General features: G+C 40.4%; 14 protein-coding genes. 7 read left to right on the top strand and 7 right to left on the bottom strand.

All coding sequences use genetic code 11. From position 1 onward, the window contains the following. Positions 1 to 86 precede the first annotated feature (86 nt). Genes B4Z90_RS17380 through dnaG form a run of 3 tightly spaced genes read right to left on the bottom strand, consistent with a single transcriptional unit; the run spans position 87 to position 3,514 of the window. On the bottom strand, positions 87 to 1,115 hold the full coding sequence (locus tag B4Z90_RS17380) for a glutaminyl-peptide cyclotransferase (RefSeq protein ID WP_204990870.1): 1,029 nt from the start codon (positions 1,113 to 1,115) through the stop codon (positions 87 to 89). A 30-nt stretch (positions 1,116 to 1,145) separates the two neighbouring features. Continuing rightward, positions 1,146 to 1,502 (bottom strand): YraN family protein, encoded by a 357-nt coding sequence (locus B4Z90_RS17375; protein WP_046672699.1) that lies wholly within the window; start codon positions 1,500 to 1,502, stop codon positions 1,146 to 1,148. An 8-nt stretch (positions 1,503 to 1,510) separates the two neighbouring features. Continuing rightward, the gene (dnaG, locus tag B4Z90_RS17370) at positions 1,511 to 3,514 is read right to left on the bottom strand and encodes a DNA primase (protein WP_112375067.1); all 2,004 of its coding nucleotides are present in this window, start codon (positions 3,512 to 3,514) and stop codon (positions 1,511 to 1,513) included. A gap of 226 nt (positions 3,515 to 3,740) precedes the next feature. Here dnaG and B4Z90_RS17365 point away from each other — a divergent pair, with 226 nt between their 5' ends. Continuing rightward, positions 3,741 to 5,126 (top strand): nucleotide sugar dehydrogenase, encoded by a 1,386-nt coding sequence (locus B4Z90_RS17365; RefSeq protein WP_112375068.1) that lies wholly within the window; start codon positions 3,741 to 3,743, stop codon positions 5,124 to 5,126. A gap of 140 nt (positions 5,127 to 5,266) precedes the next feature. Here B4Z90_RS17365 and B4Z90_RS17360 read toward each other — a convergent pair whose 3' ends face one another. After that, the gene (locus tag B4Z90_RS17360) at positions 5,267 to 5,587 is read right to left on the bottom strand and encodes a hypothetical protein (protein WP_070561379.1); all 321 of its coding nucleotides are present in this window, start codon (positions 5,585 to 5,587) and stop codon (positions 5,267 to 5,269) included. 127 nt (positions 5,588 to 5,714) lie between these two features. Beyond that, positions 5,715 to 7,826, bottom strand: a complete 2,112-nt coding sequence (locus tag B4Z90_RS17355; RefSeq protein WP_070561381.1) for a M3 family metallopeptidase — start codon at positions 7,824 to 7,826, stop codon at positions 5,715 to 5,717. Between the two features lie 170 nt (positions 7,827 to 7,996). On the opposite strand from B4Z90_RS17355, the gene B4Z90_RS17350 reads away from it, so the two are divergent. Beyond that, on the top strand, positions 7,997 to 9,073 hold the full coding sequence (locus B4Z90_RS17350) for a DUF4407 domain-containing protein (protein ID WP_070561383.1): 1,077 nt from the start codon (positions 7,997 to 7,999) through the stop codon (positions 9,071 to 9,073). 106 nt (positions 9,074 to 9,179) lie between these two features. Here the strand turns inward: B4Z90_RS17350 and rmuC are convergent, their stop codons facing one another. Next, entirely contained in the window at positions 9,180 to 10,502 is a 1,323-nt protein-coding gene (gene rmuC, locus B4Z90_RS17345; RefSeq protein WP_046672705.1) for a DNA recombination protein RmuC, read from the bottom strand. 222 nt (positions 10,503 to 10,724) lie between these two features. Further along, entirely contained in the window at positions 10,725 to 11,912 is a 1,188-nt protein-coding gene (locus B4Z90_RS17340) for a formimidoylglutamase (protein WP_070561385.1), read from the bottom strand. A gap of 191 nt (positions 11,913 to 12,103) precedes the next feature. Between B4Z90_RS17340 and B4Z90_RS17335 the strand changes: the two genes are divergently transcribed. From B4Z90_RS17335 to B4Z90_RS17315, 5 genes are all read left to right on the top strand, one after another. Continuing rightward, positions 12,104 to 13,075 carry an NAD-dependent epimerase/dehydratase family protein gene (locus tag B4Z90_RS17335; protein WP_070561387.1) on the top strand — a complete coding sequence of 324 codons (972 nt, stop codon included), beginning with the start codon at positions 12,104 to 12,106 and terminating at the stop codon, positions 13,073 to 13,075. A gap of 104 nt (positions 13,076 to 13,179) precedes the next feature. Then, positions 13,180 to 14,472 carry an HAD-IB family phosphatase gene (locus B4Z90_RS17330; protein ID WP_070561389.1) on the top strand — a complete coding sequence of 431 codons (1,293 nt, stop codon included), beginning with the start codon at positions 13,180 to 13,182 and terminating at the stop codon, positions 14,470 to 14,472. A 137-nt stretch (positions 14,473 to 14,609) separates the two neighbouring features. Further along, positions 14,610 to 15,194: a hypothetical protein gene (locus tag B4Z90_RS17325; RefSeq protein ID WP_112375069.1), complete on the top strand. Its 585-nt coding sequence runs from the start codon at positions 14,610 to 14,612 to the stop codon at positions 15,192 to 15,194. A gap of 292 nt (positions 15,195 to 15,486) precedes the next feature. Further along, entirely contained in the window at positions 15,487 to 18,822 is a 3,336-nt protein-coding gene (gene mfd, locus B4Z90_RS17320; RefSeq protein ID WP_112375070.1) for a transcription-repair coupling factor, read from the top strand. A 219-nt stretch (positions 18,823 to 19,041) separates the two neighbouring features. Then, positions 19,042 to 20,232, top strand: a complete 1,191-nt coding sequence (locus B4Z90_RS17315) for a trans-sulfuration enzyme family protein (protein ID WP_112375071.1) — start codon at positions 19,042 to 19,044, stop codon at positions 20,230 to 20,232. The last annotated feature ends 53 nt before the right edge of the window (positions 20,233 to 20,285 follow it).

Raw genomic sequence — 20,285 nt, 5'->3', positions numbered from 1 at the left:
CCAATCTTTTGGATACCCCCTTCTAATTTTACACAAACTTGCAATACTGTCGACCTTACGAAGAAGGATCAAGACTTGAAGTTCATTTATTTTTCAACTGTCTTGATCTCAAATAATGTATTCCATAACTTCCCTGTGGTAAAAAGACGTTTTCCAGCTTGATCGTAAGCAATTCCATTCAATTCATTGTCATAAGCGGAAGTATGCTCATAGATACCAACAAGATTAATCCGTCCTTCTACCGCTCCTGTTTGAGGATTTATAATAACAATAACATCCTTTTGATAGACATTTGCGTAGACTTTGTCGTCTATATATTCCAGTTCATTAAGTTCATCCACGGGTCCAGCTTCATCGTAAACTCCGATAGCATTTAGCTCTTTACCGGTCGTTGCATCTAAAAAGAACAATTTATTGGATCCATCAGACTTTATCAAATGCTGGCCATCGTAGGTCAAGCCCCAACCTTCTTTGCTATTTTCATATTTAAAGGAACTTTCCTTGACAAAAGAATTTTTATCAAAGACATATCCTTCTCCCTGTTGCCAAGTCAACATAAATAACTTATTACCAACCAATGTCATTCCTTCGGCAAAAGTCTTTTCATCAAATTTGATCTCCTGTAGTACTTTGCCTGTTTTTAGATCGACCTTTCTCAAGTTGGACTCTCCATAACGGCCATTGGATTCGTAGAGAATACCATCCGCAAACTGTAGCCCTTGTGTAAAAGCTGTGGTATCGTGCGGGTATTTGTTGACAACCTCAAAACCATAGTTCTTCGCATTTTCAGGTACAACATAAAATGTACTTGAAACAGAATCGGGTTTTCCAGCATTGTATACCAGGGCGGAAATATTACGTGTACCATAGGCCATGTCTTTGGTATCAACCGTAATTGCCGTTGTATCTGTTGATGACCCTACATGTTTATCATCTACAAAATAAGCCACAGAGTCCATTGATACAGATTCAAATTTCAATTTCAATTGGACCTGAGCACCTTTTAAAACAGCTTGATTTGCTCCAGGAGAGGCAAATTCCAAACTTGATTTTTTTGACTTACAAGAAGCAAAAGCTAGTGCTGCAATTGCCATAAAATAAGTTTTTTTTCTCATCTATGTATAGTTATTTATAAGTACGTATCCTCAACTATCCCAAAACGCATCTTTGATATGATTGAGTGCTGTTTTGGGAGATTTTGTTATTGCGACAACATCAAATCTGACTTCACCGACATAACCTGTTTTAAGAATATAAGCCTGAGCTGCACGAATCAGTAGACGCTGTTTTTTGCGATCCACAAATTCGTAAGGTTCGCCGAAATCCGTTCCCGACCGCGTTTTTACTTCAACAAATACCAAGGTATCCTTGTCCACGACAATCAAATCTACTTCTAAATTCTTAAATCGCCAATTTCTTAACACTATTTTATAGCCTATCTTGACGAGGTATTCCATGGCCATTTGCTCGCCCCATTCGCCCGTTTCAAGATGCTTTGCCATATCAAAGATTACTTTACAATAGTGTTGCCCAGAAAGCCGCCCAATAGGCGTTCGGCTTCTTTTAATTTCTGATATTTAAAAATAAGGACTTCCAGGTTGGCCACATCTTGTTCATGTTTCATTTCTTCACGAATATGATGCATTTCAGCTTCAATCTTACGTTTCTTGATCCGATAGATCGCTGTAACGACAAGTTGTTTTAGATGTTCGTATTCTTGCGTTACATAAATTTTACGCTTATCGTCATTCCAATTTTCGCTGAGCGAATATTTACTGGCAACGCAATTGATCGCCAAATCTGCTATAGCAGGGTCAGAGTTTGAATAGAATTGTTTCGTATCTGGAATTTCGTATTTTTCCGCAGCTTCTCTATAGACGTTTAAAATATAAGCCGCAGCTTTATCCTTAAATTCAATGTCGCTGATATTTCCCAATAGCAATCCTGCAACTGGAATATCACCGTCACCTTCCCAGGTTGCCAGATAATCACCATAGTTGATTAAAATTCGGACGATCTCACGTTCCTGGAGAATTTCCGAAGTCAGCTGTGCAGGCTGTTCTACAGACTCTATGGGAGGTAATCCCGCCCTTTCATCATCTGTCATAAAGAAATCCGGCGGTGGCCCGTCCATTCCGAAAGGGGGCATCCCTGTATTTGGCGGCGGACTCTGAGTTTTACGAGCAGCATCCTTATCCGCCTTCTTTGCTCTATTGAGCCTAATCTTGTTGAGTTCAGCCAACAAAATACGCTCTTCGATATCCAAAAGGCTGCTACATTCGCGGATAAAAACAGAAACCTTAATTTCATCGGGAATCAATGCAATACTTTCGACCACATCGCGAATAACCTCGGCCCTTTTTATGGGATCGTTATTGGCATCGCGAAGCAGAATATTCGTTTTGTAGAAAATGAAGTCCTGCTGATTGGATTTGACATAATCTTTAAAAGCCGTGGCACCAAACTTTTGCACATAAGAGTCGGGATCATTACCGTCGGGAAAAAGCAGCACCTTCACGTTTAAGCCTTCTTCGAGCAGCATATCTGTACCGCGTAGGGAGGCTTTGATCCCCGCTTCATCCCCATCATACAGTATGGTCACATTTTTGGTGAATCTGGAAATAAGCTTGATCTGACCTGTTGTCAACGAAGTTCCCGAGGAGGAAACAACATTTTCGACTCCAGCTTGATGTACCGAAAGAACATCTGCATACCCCTCTACCAAGTAGCAATTATCCTCTTCCATAATTGCTTTTTTGGCAAAATTCAATCCATACAGTACATCGGATTTATGGTAGATTTCGCTTTCAGGAGAGTTTACATATTTGGCGACTTTTTTATCGGTCTTTAGTGTCCGGCCACCAAAGCCAATGACACGGCCTGTAAGGTTATGAATCGGAAACATGACCCGGCCACGGAAACGATCATATAAAGATTTATCATCGCGTTCAATAGCCAAACCACTCGCGGCCAAATAATCTGGGTGAAAACCCGCTACCTGTGCTTTATCGACCAATGCCGTCCATTCCTCAGGCGAATAACCCAATTCAAATTTTTTGATGATATCCTCACGGTAGCCGCGCTCCTTGAAATAGTTGAGTCCGATCACCTGCCCCATTTCAGTTTTCCAGAGTTGCTCGGCGAAGAATTTACTGGCCCAAGCGCTTAGCACATATAGATTTTCCCGTTTATCCTGCGCGGCAAGCTGGGCTGGAGAACGCTCGACTTCTTCAATTTGAATGGAATATTTATCGGCTAAATAACGAATGGCTTCGGGGTATGAGAACTTTTCCAGTTCCATGACGAATTTGAGGGAATCCCCACCGACACCACAACCAAAACACTTATAGATACCCTTCGAAACAGAAACGTGGAAGGAAGGTGTCTTTTCATGGTGAAAAGGACAATTTCCGATCAAAGAAGTTCCCCGTTTCTTTAAATCAACGAAGTCTCCCACCACCTCTTCTATCCGTGCTGTTTCCAGTACCTTATCAATAACTTCCTGCTTTATCAAAACGTTTCTTTTTTAATGTAAAATTAGAATAAATCTTTTGCATCTCCACTACGAAATGGCTTCTTTAATAGCATTGCATAAGGGCAATTATGCAAATAGAAAGCAGAACAAGTGATGAGCCAGCTCCTATAAATAAATTGTTTTGATATGCTGTGCTTTGTATTGCATATCAAAAGCAATTTATCTAAGTTTGTTCTTCAATTTATAGCTGATTAAGATAATCAAAATGAGCAAAACAATCAAGAAAATATGCTGTATCGGTGCTGGTTATGTTGGTGGACCTACCATGTCAGTTGTTGCAAAGCAATGTCCACATATTGAGATTACGATCGTCGACGTCAATGCAGCCCGTATCGCGGCTTGGAATGATGAAAATCTCGATAATCTTCCTGTATACGAGCCCGGTTTACAAGAGATTGTTGCGGAAGCGCGTCATCGCAATTTGTTTTTCTCAACCGATATCGAAAAAGCTATCGACGAGGCCGACATGATTTTTATTTCGGTCAATACACCGACTAAGAATTACGGAAAAGGCAAGGGGATGGCTGCGGACTTAAAGTATATTGAACTTTGTGCACGGCAGATCGCAGCGGTTGCCAAAAACGACAAAATTGTCGTTGAAAAATCGACTTTACCCGTTCGCACAGCGGCAGCTTTAAAAAGTATCCTGGATAACACGGGTAATGGTGTTAATTTCCATATTCTTTCCAACCCTGAATTTTTGGCTGAAGGAACAGCGATACAGGATTTAATCAATCCGGACCGCGTGCTTATAGGTGGAGAGAATGATGAAGCTATTGCTGCATTGGTCGATATCTATGCACATTGGGTAAGTCGCGACAAGATTCTCACAACAAACCTTTGGTCGTCTGAACTGTCAAAACTAACCGCAAATGCCTTTTTAGCACAACGCGTCTCCTCCATTAATTCCATCTCGGCACTATGCGAGAAAACAGGCGCGAACGTCGATGAAGTCTCCAAGGCAATCGGTATGGATTCCAGAATTGGATCCAAATTTCTGAAAGCTTCTGTAGGTTTTGGAGGCTCTTGTTTTCAAAAAGATATCCTCAATTTAGTTTATATCGCACGGAGTTACGGTCTCACAGAGGTTGCCGAGTATTGGGATCAGGTGATTTTGATGAATGATTATCAAAAACAGCGATTTGCGGACAACATTAACCAAACATTGTATAATACTGTATCGGGCAAAAAGATTGCTTTCTTAGGCTGGGCATTCAAAAAAGACACGAATGATACGCGTGAATCTGCGGCGATCTATGTGGCTGATTATCTATTGAGTGAACAAGCTGAAATCACGGTCTATGACCCCAAAGTTTCTGCTGAACGCATCTATGCCGACCTCGATTATCTGAACACCAGATCTTCGGAAGAAAACAGGGCCTTGGTAAAGGTGGTCAATACCGCCTATGAGGCTTGCAATGATGCACATGCAATTGCAGTATTGACTGAATGGGATGAATTTAAGAACTATGACTGGGCCAAAATCAAGGAGCACATGAAAAAGCCTGCATTTGTGTTCGATGGCCGTAAACTATTGAACCGTAAGGAACTTGAAGACCTTGATTTTAAATATTACGCGATAGGCGAGTAATCAATATATAGGTAAAAAAGAACCCTCAGGATACAGTTGCGTACACTTATGCAGCTATAACTGAGGGTTTTGTTTGTGCCTGTTGTCAACGCATAAGGAAAGAGAGATGAAACACAAGCGATGCAACAGGACTTTTTATCTTAATTATTCAGCATTCCATAAAACTCATTCATGTAATAAGATTCTTGGAGCGCATCTCTGAAATTCTGCCATTGTTCTTCGTCAAATGAAAATACGATATCTGGATAAGGTGTTTTCATGATCAATCGAAATTCACCATCTGGAAATGTGCTAAAAAAGAGTTCATCACCATTACTTTTCGTAATATTCAAGAAGTCGAAGAATTTTTTCTTCGTAAATGTCAGTACAAAACTTTGTTGCCAGATATAATAGGTCTGACACTTATGGCAAACACTAATATGGGTATCTCCTCTTTGGCTTAGAATTTTTGTGTCACACATAGCATCTTTATTTATTTAGACTCATTATAAATAATATTCAAATGTAAGAATAGTTTTTAGAATAACAAGTACCTTAACAAAAAAAAGGCGATATATTTCTATATCGCCTTTTTTTGATTAGTGAGTATTAGTTCAAACCTCTCTTTTTCAATAGATATTTTGGATCTGGATCCGCACCTCTAAACGTACGGTACATCTTAGCAGGATCATCTGTACCTCCTTTTTCAAGAATATTCTTACGGAAAGAATCTGCTGTCACTTGATCGTACAATGATTTTTCCTTGAAAGCTGCAAAAGCATCCGAATCCAATACTTCAGACCAGATATAAGCATAATAACCTGCAGAATACCCACCTGCGAAAATATGTTGAAAATATGTACTTCTATAGCGCGGAATAATAGCATCAATAATACCTATTTTTTTCATTGCCGTTTTTTCAAAGCCATTAATATCTTTTGAAATTTCTTTTGTGGTAGCATGATAATCCATGTCTAACAACGCAGCAGAAAGGTATTCAACGGTTGCAAATCCTTGATCAAAGGTACCGGCCTTTTCCATTTTCTGAATCAATGAATCTGGCATCGCTTCTTTCGTCTTATAATGCTTAGCATATGTTTTTAATACCTCTGGATCTGCTGCCCAATTTTCCATCACCTGTGAAGGTAACTCAACAAAGTCACGTGGTACAGAAGTTCCGGCCATTGAGCGGTATCTTACATTGGAAAGAAGACCATGCAACGCATGTCCAAACTCATGGAACAAGGTAGTTGCTTCATCAAATGTCAACAAGGCAGGATTTTTTCCCACTGGTTTTGTGAAATTGCATACGATGGAAATTACCGGAGCAACACGTTTTCCATCTTTTGTCGACTGATTACGATAAGAAGTCATCCAGGCACCGCCTCTTTTTGATTCGCGCGGGAAAAAATCAGCGTATAAGAGACCTAAATGTGAACCGTCTTTGTCTTTAACTTCATACACTTCTACGTCTTTATGGTAGGTTGGGACATTGTTTAAGGCTACGAATGTCAAACCATATAATTTATTGGCGACACCGAATGCTCCTTCACGAACTGCCGGAAGACTCAAATAAGGTTTAATTTCGTCTTCATTCAATGCAAAACGTTTTTTGCGAATAATCTCTGTATAATATCTCCAATCGTAAGGAGCGACAGCAAAATTGCCGCCTTCAGCTTTAATTTCCTGTGCGATATCAGCCTCCTCGCCTTTCGCTTTAACAAGTGCTGGAGTCCAAAGTTTATTTAACAGTGCATAGACATTGGTCGGATTCTTCGCCATGGATTCCTCGAGTACATAAGCTGCATGTGAAGAATAACCCAATAATTTTGCTTTTTGAAGACGGAGATTAACAATTTTTTGAATGATTGCCTTGTTATCGTTGGTGTTATCTTGATTGCCACGCAACTGATAGGCTTCCCAAAGCTGTTTTCTCAACTCACGATTTTTTGCATACTGAAGAAAGGGCATAATGGACGGATTCTGTAAGGTAAAGACCCATTTGTCTTTCTTTCCTTTTGCTAAGGCTTCTTCAGCCGCTGCCGTTTTCAACGATTCCGGCAAGCCTTCCAATTGGCTCGCGGAATCAACGACCAATGTATAAGCATTGGTTTCAGCAAGCAAATTTTGTCCGAATTGTGTTGTTAATGTTGAAAGTTCAGCATTAATTTTTTTCATTTTTTCCTTATCCGCATCCTTTAGATTTGCGCCAGAACGAACAAAACTCTTATAGGTTTCTTCTAACAGTTTATTATCCTGTTCGTCCAGTCCAAGTGTATTTCGGCTGCTCCAAACTGTTTTGATACGGTCAAATAATTTGGTATTCATCGAGATTTCATCCGAATGACTCGATAAGATGGGGGCCAGATCTTTCGCTATTGCCTGAATACTGTCATTCGTATTGGCACTATTGAGATTATAAAATACAGTTGATACATTATTCAGTAATCCACCCGCATTTTCTAAGGCGACTATCGTATTTTGAAATGTTGCTTTATCCGAATTGTTGACTATTGTGTCAATTTCCAAATTGTGTATTTTTATTGCTTCATCAAACGCTGGCCTAAAATGCTCTGTTTTGATCTTGTCAAAAGGTGGTACATTAAATGGGGTTTCGTAAGCCAATAAAAGAGGATTATCTGTCATCACTTTTTTTTCCTCACAACCAACAAATGCAGTTGCCACTATCGCAAAGAATGGCAAAAGTTGTCTTTTCTTCATATTATCTGATTATTCCTGATTTTTTTCAAAGATAATAAAATTAGGCAAATGCTGTGTCTTCTGGGGGAGGCGTTACAAAGGAGCATGAAAACAGTCATCCTATTGTAAAACAAAAACTTATTCATAAATCTTGTTAAAAATAATCTGTCAATTTGAGTAAAAATATATTAATGAGCGATATTAACCGTTTCTTTTGGAGATGTGCGGGGGTACATCAAGAAACTCTTGAAAAATATCCGGAAGAACATAGTAAGTACACAGCCATAGGTGCTACTATTTTTTTTACGGGATTGTTTGCCAGCCTTTCGGGTGGTTATGCCATGTATTTCGTCTTTAGTGGGGGAACATTTGACTGGCTTTTAGCTATTGTATTTGGTATTATTTGGGGTTTAGCGATATTTAACATGGATCGCTATATTGTGCTCAGTATTAATAAATCCAAAAGTGGCTTTATGCAGCTTCTGCAGGCCCTGCCGCGAATTTTATTGGCTATTTTGATCGGGTTGGTTATCTCTAGGCCATTGGAGTTAAAAATCTTCGATAAAGAGATCCGGGAAAACCTCCGTGTACGGTTTCTTGCCGACCAACGCGCTAAAATTGACACGCTCAACAGTACTTTCAATAAGAAATATGCCAATGAAGTTGCACTTTTGAAAGCAACCACGACAGAACGTGACTCATTGGAATCCAGCATTAAAAATGACCGTACAAAATTGAACTACGAGATATTCGGTAACAAAACAACTGAAACGTCCGGTGTCATGGGGTATGGCCCTTATGCCAAAATGAAAGAAGAAGAGCTGAAGAAAAAAGAGGGCTATTTGGACACTTTACGGAACAAGATAACGACCCAGCAAAACGCTATACGCCAGAAACAGAAATTTGAAGGGATATTGGACCAAAAAGTTTTATCCAACGCTTCTTTGGACAGCGCCGTCAATGTCGCTGGTTTTGCAGACCGCAACTCTGCGCTGGGCAATCTAAGGTACGATGCCAATGGAAAGGTTAACGAGTCCAATGCAAATGCTGTATTTTTTATTGCGTTGCTTTTTGTCTTCCTCGAATGTCTTCCGGTAATCGTCAAACTTTTGGCAGGAAAGGATCCTTATGATAATGAAATCCAAAATCAAAGGACTATTCATGATTATGAATCAGACACCAATGTCACTGTTCAAAAAGAAGCCGTAGACCGTTTAAAGGATACGTATGTTGATGTTTCCATCAATAAGCGCATGAAAGAGCTTTAGTAGAACCGCTAGCAGAAGTTAGCAAAGTAGGTTTTGCATTTCGAAGCTAAAAATTATAAACGGGCTTACCTTTCGGCAAGTCCGTTTTTGTTAATCTTCCTCATCGTTAATCTTCCTCATCTAAAAATTTGGAATCGATCTGTTTATTTGCTTTAGCTCCTAAACGTTTTAATTTCTCTACTTTTCCAATCACATTCCCAGCTCCTGTAGAAAGTTTTTTAGTTGCATCTTCATGGCTTTTTAATGCGCGCTCCAACTGATTCTGCACCTGCTCCATATCGTTCAGAAAGCTCACAAATTTATCGTAAAGGCTCCCGGCTTCCTTTGCTATTTCAATTACATTCCTGGTCTGACGTTCCTGTTTCCAGATACTTGCTATGGTACGCAGGGTTGCCAATAATGTAGAAGGACTTACAATAACGACTTTTCGATCCCAAGCCTCACTAAACAAATCCGGTTTTTGCGCCACAGACATACTCAAAGCCGATTCTATAGGCATAAATAGCAATACAAATTCTGGCGATTCTATACCATACAACTCGTGGTAGTTTTTTGCGGAAAGTTCTTTCACGTGATTTTCCACAGACTGTACGTGTTGTTTTGCGAAAATTGCACGATCCTCATCCGTGTCGGCGTTGACCCAACGTTCGTACGCAATCAGCGAAACTTTTGAATCCACAATCAGGTGTTTATCTTCAGGAAGGTCGATAATCGCGTCGGGCTGCATTCTTCTTCCTTCGGCATCCATAAGAGACACCTGTAATCTAAATTCGCGATCGCGCATCAGTCCAGAACGCTCCAGGACCCGCTCTAAAATTACCTCGCCCCAATTGCCTTGCTTTTTGGTATCCCCTTTTAATGCCTTGGTTAGGCTATTGGCTTCGTCTTTAATTTTAAGACTCTGTTCGACCAGCTGAAGGACAACTCCCTTTAAAGAATTTCTTTCCGCTGCCTCCTGATTGTAATTTTTATCGACTTTCTCTTCAAACAATTTGATTTTTTCCTTCAATGGGTCCAAAATCAACCCCAGGGAACGATGATTGGTCTCTGTAAACTTTTGTGTCTTCTCTTCCAATATTTTATTGGCAATAACCTGAAACTCATTGTTGAACTGCCGTTTAATCTCGGCGATTTCATTCTTCTGTTCCTGAAATTTATCGAGCTGCGCCTCATAAAATGAACGTGTACTTTCTAAAGACCGCTCTGCGACCAGAAGATTCTCCCGTTCCTTATCCAATTCATTTTTTAGCATAAGGCGTTCTTCCAGCAAACTTTGTTCCCGCTGTTGCGATCTGGCAAGCTCAATTTTTAGTGTTTCAACCTCTTTATTGTATGCAGGACCAGCACTGGAATCGGTATTCTTTTTTAATACCAATACGATCAAAATGACCAATAACAATACGATTCCCGCAAAGAAAAATATTTCCATGATTTGTATTTTCTGAAGATGGTGTATGCTTACCTGAGCAGGTCTGTTTAACCATCATTGCATTTAATTAAACCTATAACATCTCAAACTTAATGGATCTGCACGACTAAAAACACTTATAAAAAGTCTGTAGTCAGTTGGCAAGCTGTTGTCAATTTACAAGGTGCATCATCCGCTTCGCCATCGAAGCAGAATCAGAGCAATGTACCGTTCAACGAAGCTTTATTGCAATTTTTGGTGTGTTTTCCACCATAGATCGGGCATTTCACCTGAGACAGCCAATTGATAGTCTTCATAACGGCAAGGCACGAGGTAATAGCGTTCGTTGACTGATTTAGATCCAAAATAAGGCACTTGAATCCACCAGCGGTCTGATTTTTTACTTTTCACAAAGACCAATTCATGCTCCTCGTTTTCCAGTGTGGTGCGATAAATGATATAAGATGATTTGGGATACAACGGCGTATCTTGTTTCCGATTATAATAACCATCAATAAAGCACCAAATCATTTGCGAGACCAACATAGCCGTCTGTTCCATTGGATCAAATGTTGGATTGAATTCATAAAAACCGATGGAAGAACATTTATCCGACATCCCCGCATAGCGGGCAAGTTGACAAGCTTCATCGCCAAATAAACCATTTGGCATTGCATTGGCATTTCCAGGCGCCTCAGAGGCCCGAATGGCTCCTATGTCAAAACTAATCAAATCCGCTGCTCGGATCAAAGGCTCTGATTGGTCCATTTTACCCGCAATCATACCGACTCGTGTTGCATTAAAAAATAGTTTATCATACATATGGATAGACTCTTTACTGACGAGGTAAGTTTGATAAGCTATGGCATTTAAATTGAATAAATAGTCAGGCTGATGCAAAATAATATGGTTCACATAAGATCGGGAATTCAGGCTTACATTTTCGGCGTTCTCCTCATCAAGGTCAAACCGAGCATCTATAATCGCTAGCTCGATCTTTCGTTCTAAATTTTGATACCCCAAATATTGTGCATAGGTAAGGTCCTGTCCACCGCCAATGATAATCGGAAGAATATTCTCTTTGACCAGTTCCTCCACGACAGATTTTAAAGCGATATAGGTATCTTGAATCGTATTACCTGCTTTGATATTTCCCAAATCAACGATATTCATCGTATAATCGCCCTGATATAGTGCATAAAGATGTTTTCGAACAGCATCCGGCGCTTTATCCGTTCCATTATTATTGATGGATGCACGATCTTCCTCCACACCGACAATAGCCAACTGAGGCTGTTTATCCGTTTCCCAGCTCGGAAAATCTGTTTCATAGGCTTGAATAACGTTTCCTAGTTGAGAACTCAAGAACCCATGCTCAGGAGCAAAACCTGTAATTGAAATCGGGCTAAAGAATACGGACAGTGATGACATAAGCTATAATTTGTAAAATCTCCTATTTGTTCTGAAAGCGACTGTTTTAATTGGACTGAAAGAATCTACCTTGGCTTTCATGGTATTTGATACACGCGAAAGCATGAAGGTTTTTTCAGGATGCAATTCACACAAATATCCATTTATTAACTAACTTTTGAAAACATTATTTTTAACAGTATCTTTATCAAGTGATATTAATAACTGGAGGAACAGGTTTTTTAGGGTCTACACTAATCAGACAGTTGATAGACCAAGGAATTGACGTCATAGCCATCAAAAGAGCTCAATCGACTATTCCGGCCTCGTTGTTATCTTCTTCGTTGGTGCAATGGATCGACGCTGATATCAACAATTATTTTGAATTAGAAGATGCTCTTGAAGGCGTTACTAAAGTGTTCCATTGTGCAGCATTGGTTTCCTACCAAAAGAAAGATGCTAAAGCGCTTTTTAAAGTGAATGTGGAAGGAACGACAAATGTGGTCAATCTTTGCCTTGAAAAGGGCATTCGCTTACTCCATGTCAGCTCAATCGCAGCTTTAGGGACAAATAGAGACAACCTGCCGGTATCCGAGAAAGACCACTGGGAGCACAATGCACTAACATCCAACTATTCGTTATCAAAGTATCAGGCGGAGATGGAGGTATGGCGTGGCATTACCGAGGGTCTAAATGCAGTTATTGTCAACCCCGCCGTAATTTTAGGTGCTTCGGCCAACGACAAAGGCTCTGGAGCTATTTTTTCAATGATCAATAAAGGGCTACGATTTTACCCAAAAGGAAGTGTTGGTGTTGTTGATGTAGAGGATGTTGCCGCGATCATGATTCAATTGATGGAGCGAGACGATATTACTGCTGAACGCTATATCATTAATCATCTCAATATAAGCAACAAGGATCTGTTGAGCGTTGCAAGTGTATTAATGAACAAGCCAGAACCGACAATCGAAGTTTCCGAGACCTTACTCCAAATTGCCTCTACTGTTTCCAGCATGCTTTCCGTATTTAAAAAATCGGATTCAACATTGACAAAAGAAACTGCGGCGGCTTCAAGTGCCAAATTGCAGTATTCCAACGCTAAAATCCAGGGGCTCCTAAACCACAGTTATCGGCCTTTGGAACAAACGCTGAAGGAAATTGCAGATTTATATAACAAACAATAAAACGATAACATAACAAACAACCGAACCTTGAAACCATCGGCACCTACCGATATCGGAGATTAGCATTCAGCACTCTCACGATCGTTTCATAAAAAAATAACAAGATGAAAAACTATTACATCATTGATTTTGATAGTACATTTACACAAGTAGAGGCACTTGATGAACTTGCACGAATCTCTCTTGAGAACCATCCGGATCGCGAATCTATCTATCACGAAATTGAGCGGTACACCAATCTTGCCATGGAGGGTAAACTATCTTTCCGTGAGGCTTTGGCTGGTCGCGTAAAACTATTAAATGCCAATAAATCTCATCTGGATAAACTTGTTTCACATCTTAAGAAAAAAGTTTCAACCTCTTTTTCCCGAAATCGTGAATTTTTCAAGAAACACGCCGACACCGCATGGATCGTTTCAGGAGGTTTTAAGGAGTTTATTACACCTGTTGTTACACCGTATCATATCAAGACCGAAAATATCTATGCCAATACATTCAGATTTGATGAAGACGGTAATATTATCGGTTTTGACGAAGAGAATCCATTATCAAATGAAGGTGGAAAAGTGCAATTATTAAAACAATTAAATATTGAAGGAAGACTGTTTGGCATTGGTGACGGTTATTCAGATTTTCAACTGAAGGAATCGGGATTAATTGAAAAATTCTTTGCATTCACAGAGAATATCCAACGTAAAAGTGTCACTGAGAAAGCAGACTTTATCACACCTAGTTTTGATGAGTTCTTATATGTAAATGATCTGCCCCGTGCCATCTCTTATCCTAAAAATCGTATCCTTTGTTTGATCGTGGGAGATGTACCAGAAATAGCGGCTCATATCTTAAAAAGAGACGGTTTTTCTATCCGCACAAAAGATACATTCGAAGAAAAGTATGTAAAGGATGTAGGGATGCTGCTCTTGGGCGACAATATCGACATCAGTGATGAACAGCTTCAACAGGCCGACAAATTAAAAACAATCGGATATTTGGGCGATATCAAAGGGCATATCAATAAGGATATCTGCAATGCAAAAGGTATTGTCGTTTTCGACGACAAGAAAAATAAAAAGAAAAATTCAGAGTTTATTCCGCGTCGAATGGCCGATTTTATCAACAATGGTGATACTTATTTAAGTCGCAACTTCCCAAATCTAATTTTACCAAAAGTAAAACAGGTCACAAGATTGCTGCATATCCACCAAAATGTTCCCGGAATTATGGCTCAGATTAATAAGGTCTATGCCCAAAATAACATCAATATCGTTGCACAATTTCTAATGACCAAAAGTGACATTGGCTATGCGGTAACCGATATACAAGGTGAATATGATAAAGATCTATTGAAACAACTCAAACAGATCGACAATACAATTAAGTTCAGAATATTGTATTAATAGCAAGCGACGGTAAATGTGGGGCAGCTATTGCGTACATAAACTCCGGCTGATGAAACGAGCAATTTATTCGGGCACACTGACAGCGTGCCTGAATTTTCGCTCAATAACTCTCTTTACACTAAAACACACAGATTATGTCCTTACATCAAGATGCCGAACTAAAGAAAGCTGTCCTTGACCTACCCCAAAAGGAAAAAGACAAACTCCTCGTACGCCTGATAAGCAAGGACAAAATGCTGATCAAGCAATTGCATTTCCAATTATTGGAGAATGCGGAGGATTTAGAGGAACGTATTGAAAAACTACGAAAGCAGCTGCAACAATTGTTCGATAGTGGTTTGAGTCAAATTGGTAATACGCCACAACACAGTAATTTTATTGCGCTTAACAAGCTTATCAAAAAAGCAAGCGGTTTAGTGAATGAGCACGAAAAAGTCACGAAGGATAAAATCAGTGAAGTAGAATTCAGATGCTATATCCTAAAGAGAGCCATCGCTGATTACGACAGGCTTTTCGCCTCCTCCTATCAGTCTGCTGCCCATAAATTACATAAATATATAACAGGGCGTATCAAGCATGCGGTGGGCAAATACAGTAAACTTCATGAAGACTTTCAATTTGACTATCGGGAAGATTTTCAAAATACACTGGATGCTTTTGGTAATACAACACTTAAAAGCTATATTAGTGAACAGAAGATTGACCTCGACCTAAATTAGTTATGAGAAACAGCAAAAATCGCGTTAAAATTGGATCCTTTCATGTTACAGCTTATGAGCAATATAAATTAATTTACCTGGCCACCTTATTGGTGTTGCTCGTTTTTGCCTATACTTTTTACCTCGCGAAATAAGCCCCTGCACAGATTCATCTATTATAGCTTTTGAGCTTCACAAAGTCATCTCCTTCTTAACGAGCAAGTCAGCTATTTTTTTACCAAAAAATTTAGTACTTCATACCCGATACTTGATACTATTTCGTTAAATTCGCACTTATTCGAAATTTTTGCTCGTGGGAATTCAAGAAATATTAGAAAAATACAGCCAAAGCGAAACTGTTCAGTCGCTTACCAAGGCTTTACAATCCAAAAACCCCAAGATTCAGTTGAAAGGGCTTATTGGTTCTTCGGATGCATTCATAGCCGTATCTTCTTACAACTTACAGGAACGTCCAATGGTCTTTATCTTACCGACTCATGAAGACGCTTCTTATTTTTTAAGTGACCTGGAAAGCCTGTTGGATAAGCAGGTTCTTTTTTTCCCTTCGTCTTATCGCAAAACATTTGATTTTACGCAAACGGACTCCGCCAATGTATTGCAACGTGCGGAGACATTAAGTTCGCTCAATCATACGTCGGAATTACCGAAAATGGTTGTTACTTATCCAGAGGCTATCGCGGAGAAAGTGATCAACCGCAACGACCTGGATAAAAACACCTTAGAAATAACAGAAAACACGGCGCTAAGTATTGATTTCATCAACGAATTTTTGATCGAATATGATTTCGAACGTGTCGACTTTGTGTATGAACCAGGACAATTTGCGATACGCGGTGGCATTGTAGATATCTTTTCTTTTTCGAATGACCTCCCATACCGTATTGAATTCTTTGGCGACGACATCGAAAGCATACGTACATTTGACATTGAATCGCAGCTGTCTGTCAAAAAAATCCACAAAGTAACCATTGTACCAAATGTTCAAGCGAAGTTCCTGACATCCCAACACATTTCTTTATTGGAATATGTAGATCAGGACGCTACAATCTGGATCAAAGACGCTCAATTTACGTTAGATATTGTGAAAGATGGGTTAAAGAAAGCGGAAAAATTATGGGCGGGGTTAACCGATAAGCAGAAAAAGGATAATCCGGAATGGCATAATCCAGCCTATGAATTTACAGACGAGAAAAACCTCAATGCGTTATTTTTTGAGTTTCCCATCATCGAATTCGGCAAACAGTTCTTTTATAAAGCTGAAGCCACGTTCAAGTTCGATATACATCCCCAACCTTCATTCAATAAAGATTTTAATCTCTTAATCCATAATTTCAAAGAGAATGAGAGCCAGCGAATTCAGAATCTGATCTTTTCAGATTCGACCAAACAGGTCGAACGCATCTATACGATTCTGGAAGATCTCGATAAATCAGCCACCTTCATTCCGATTCATAAAGCGTTACGCGAAGGTTTTAGAGACGACAGTTTAAAGTTAGCCTGTTACACGGATCACCAGATATTTGACCGTTATTATAAATATAAACGTAAGAAGGCTTACGAGCGCTCACAGGCAATTACGCTCAAAGATCTACGAGATCTTAAACCGGGCGATTTCATTACACACATTGACCATGGTGTCGGCCGCTACGGAGGTTTGGAGAAAGTAGATGTCAACGGTAAGTCTCAGGAAATGATCCGCTTGATCTATGCGGACAATGATCTTTTGTATGTGAACATCAACTCTTTAAACCGTATTTCCAAATATTCCGGTAAGGAGGGAACTGTTCCCAAAATGAATAAATTGGGTACCGACGCCTGGGACAAACTCAAGAAGACGACCAAGAAAAAAGTCAAGGATATTGCGCGCGACTTGATCATGCTTTATGCCAAACGAAAGGCACAGCATGGAAATGCGTTCTCACCGGATAGCTACCTACAGAATGAGCTGGAGGCCTCCTTTATTTATGAAGATACACCCGATCAGGAAAAGGCTACTGCCGATGTGAAAAAAGATATGGAATCGCCACATCCGATGGACCGATTGATCTGTGGGGATGTAGGCTTCGGAAAAACGGAGGTTGCCATCCGTGCAGCCTTCAAAGCTGTAGCAGACAGTAAACAAGTTGCTGTCCTGGTACCGACGACTATCCTGGCATTACAGCATTACCGGACATTTTCGGAGCGTCTAAAGGGTCTTCCGTGCACGATCGACTATATCAACCGTTTCAAGACGAGCAAACAGATCAAAGATACCTTAGCCAGGCTCGCTGAAGGAAAAATAGACATTATCATTGGTACACACCGCCTTGTTAGCAAAGATGTCAAATTCAAAGATCTCGGCCTGATGATTATCGATGAGGAACAAAAGTTTGGGGTCTCGGTCAAGGAAAAATTGAAAGTCATGCGTGCGAATGTAGACTCGCTAACATTGACAGCAACGCCAATTCCAAGAACATTGCACTTTTCATTGATGGGGGCCCGCGATCTGAGTATCATCTCGACTCCACCACCCAACCGGCAGCCCGTACAGACCGAACTCCACGTTTTCAATGAAACACTAATCGGAGAGGCCGTCAGTTACGAACTTGATCGTGGCGGGCAGGTATTCTTTATCCACAATCGTGTTGCAGATCTACCGCAGCTGGGCAATTTGATCCGCAAGCTGGTTCCTGGAGCACGGGTCGGTGTTGCACACGGCCAACTGGAGGGTGATGAGCTCGAGGATGTGATGCTTAAGTTTATCAATCACGATTTTGATGTCTTAATTGCAACAACGATTATTGAAGCGGGTCTTGATATCCCAAATGCGAATACGATCATTATCAATCACGCCCATATGTTTGGCCTGAGCGACCTGCACCAAATGCGGGGTCGGGTGGGCCGCTCCAATAAGAAAGCTTTTTGTTATCTACTGAGTCCGCCATTGTCGACCTTAACACCGGAAGCCTATAAACGACTTTCTGCAATAGAAGAGTTTTCGGAACTGGGCTCTGGATTTAATGTTGCCATGCGCGATTTAGATATACGTGGCTCGGGAAATCTCTTGGGAGGCGAGCAATCGGGCTTTATTGCCGAGATCGGTTTCGAAATGTATCATAAAATCTTAGACGAAGCTATTCAGGAACTAAAAGAGGACGAGTTTTCGGCAGTATTCGCGGATGAGAAAGAACGAAAATATGTGTCCTTTACGCAGATTGACACTGACCTTGAGGTATTGATCCCTGATGAATATGTAACCAATATTACAGAACGGTATAATCTGTATACTGAACTCTCCAAATTGGAAAACGAGCAGCAATTGGCAGCCTTTGAAAAAGAACTTGAAGATCGCTTTGGCCCTATCCCACGCGAAGTCTTTGAATTATTCAATACACTCCGTTTACAGTGGTTTGGGAAGACGATCGGGTTTGAAAAAATAGCGTATAAAAAGCATACATTGAAAGGTTATTTTGTCAATAACCCCAAATCCAGCTACTTTGAATCAGATCAATTCGGCCGTGTGCTGTCCTTTGTACAAAGCCATCCCGAGATCAGCAACCTCAAAGAAGTCAAAGGCCAGCTTCGTTTAGCGTTAAACAATGTGAATACCATTGGGTATGCGTTGAGCCTGCTGAAAGAAATGTTGTAAGACGTATTAATGTTGTAAGCCATATTGATGCACCCGATATAAATAAAATCTACATATTGAGTAGATTTTATTTATATTTGAGATACAAGATAAACCGTCTTCGCGCTATTAGCACCAACAATGCTTTCAAACGAGCGAAGGGTTCCTTACGATCAAAGATTCGACAAGATCGAATTATAGACTCTTAAGGCAATACAAGCATCAATCAACATTATTAGTATGACTACCAATACCGAAACGATACTCGTCCATGAAGGACAGCAATTCAACCAGACATCTGCAGTAACTACGCCAATCTATCAGACATCCACCTACATTGCAGATCCTGATCCAACGGAATACATCAAAGCTGCTACCGAACCGAAACACCCTTATTTTTACCATCGTCATGGCAACCCGACGAATAGCCAAGTAGCCTCCATCCTAGCAAAATTGGAAAAAACGGAGGATGCACTGGTCTTTGCAACAGGTATGGCAGCGATCAGCACGGCCATATTGGCCATCGTTAAATCAGGGGATCACATTATCGCCCAACATGCACATTATTCCGGAACAGCTATTTTCTTTAAAGAGTTCTTAACAGATTACGGCATCACGGTTACCGCCGTAGACCAGACCGACGTTTCAGCGTTTGGCGAAGCTATTCAGGCAAATACCAAGCTGATTTATATAGAGACTCCATCGAACCCTAATCTCCATATCACAGACCTAAAAGCGATCGGGGAACTCGCTAAACAACATGGGATTCAGAGCATGGTCGATAATACATTCGCCTCCCCTATCAATCAAACACCGACAGATTTTGGAATAGACGTCGTTGTCCACAGTGCCACGAAATACTTAGGTGGACATAGTGACCTCACTGCTGGTATCGTCTGCGGTACGCAGGACTATATCGCCAGCGTATGGAAACGATCCGTCGCTTTGGGCGCATCACTCGCACCGCTTGATTCCTGGTTATTATTACGGGGGTTAAAAACATTAAGTCTACGCGTCAAACAGATCAATACAAATGCGCTAAAACTAGCCGAGTTTCTGGATCAACATCCAAAAATCAATAAAGTCAGTTATCCTGGATTACCCAATCATCCACAACATGAGCTCGCAGCCCAACAAATGAGTGGATTTTCGGGTATGATTTGCATCGATATCAATGGTAAAGATGAAGAGGATGCATTTTTAAATGCACAGAAACTCATCAATGGACTGCACATATTTATTAACGCGGCCAGTTTGGGGGGTGTCGAATCGCTTATTGTACACCCTGCGAGTATGTGGGGAGGTCACCATACGAAGGAACAGAAAGAAGCTTCGGGAATCACGCTAGGGATGTTGCGTATCTCTGTTGGTATCGAACATGCCGATGATCTCATCGCCGACTTAAAACAGGCATTGGATCAGCTTGACTAGGACTTATGTGGTAAGTCCTTATCAAAAAAGGCAAAAAAAGAAGGGGAATAGCA

The sequence above is a fragment of the Sphingobacterium sp. UBA5639 genome, from assembly GCF_002421245.1.
GTDB classification, from domain to species: domain Bacteria; phylum Bacteroidota; class Bacteroidia; order Sphingobacteriales; family Sphingobacteriaceae; genus Sphingobacterium; species Sphingobacterium multivorum.
Note: the sequence above shows the minus strand (reverse complement) of the source record. Positions and strands in the feature narration are given on the sequence as shown.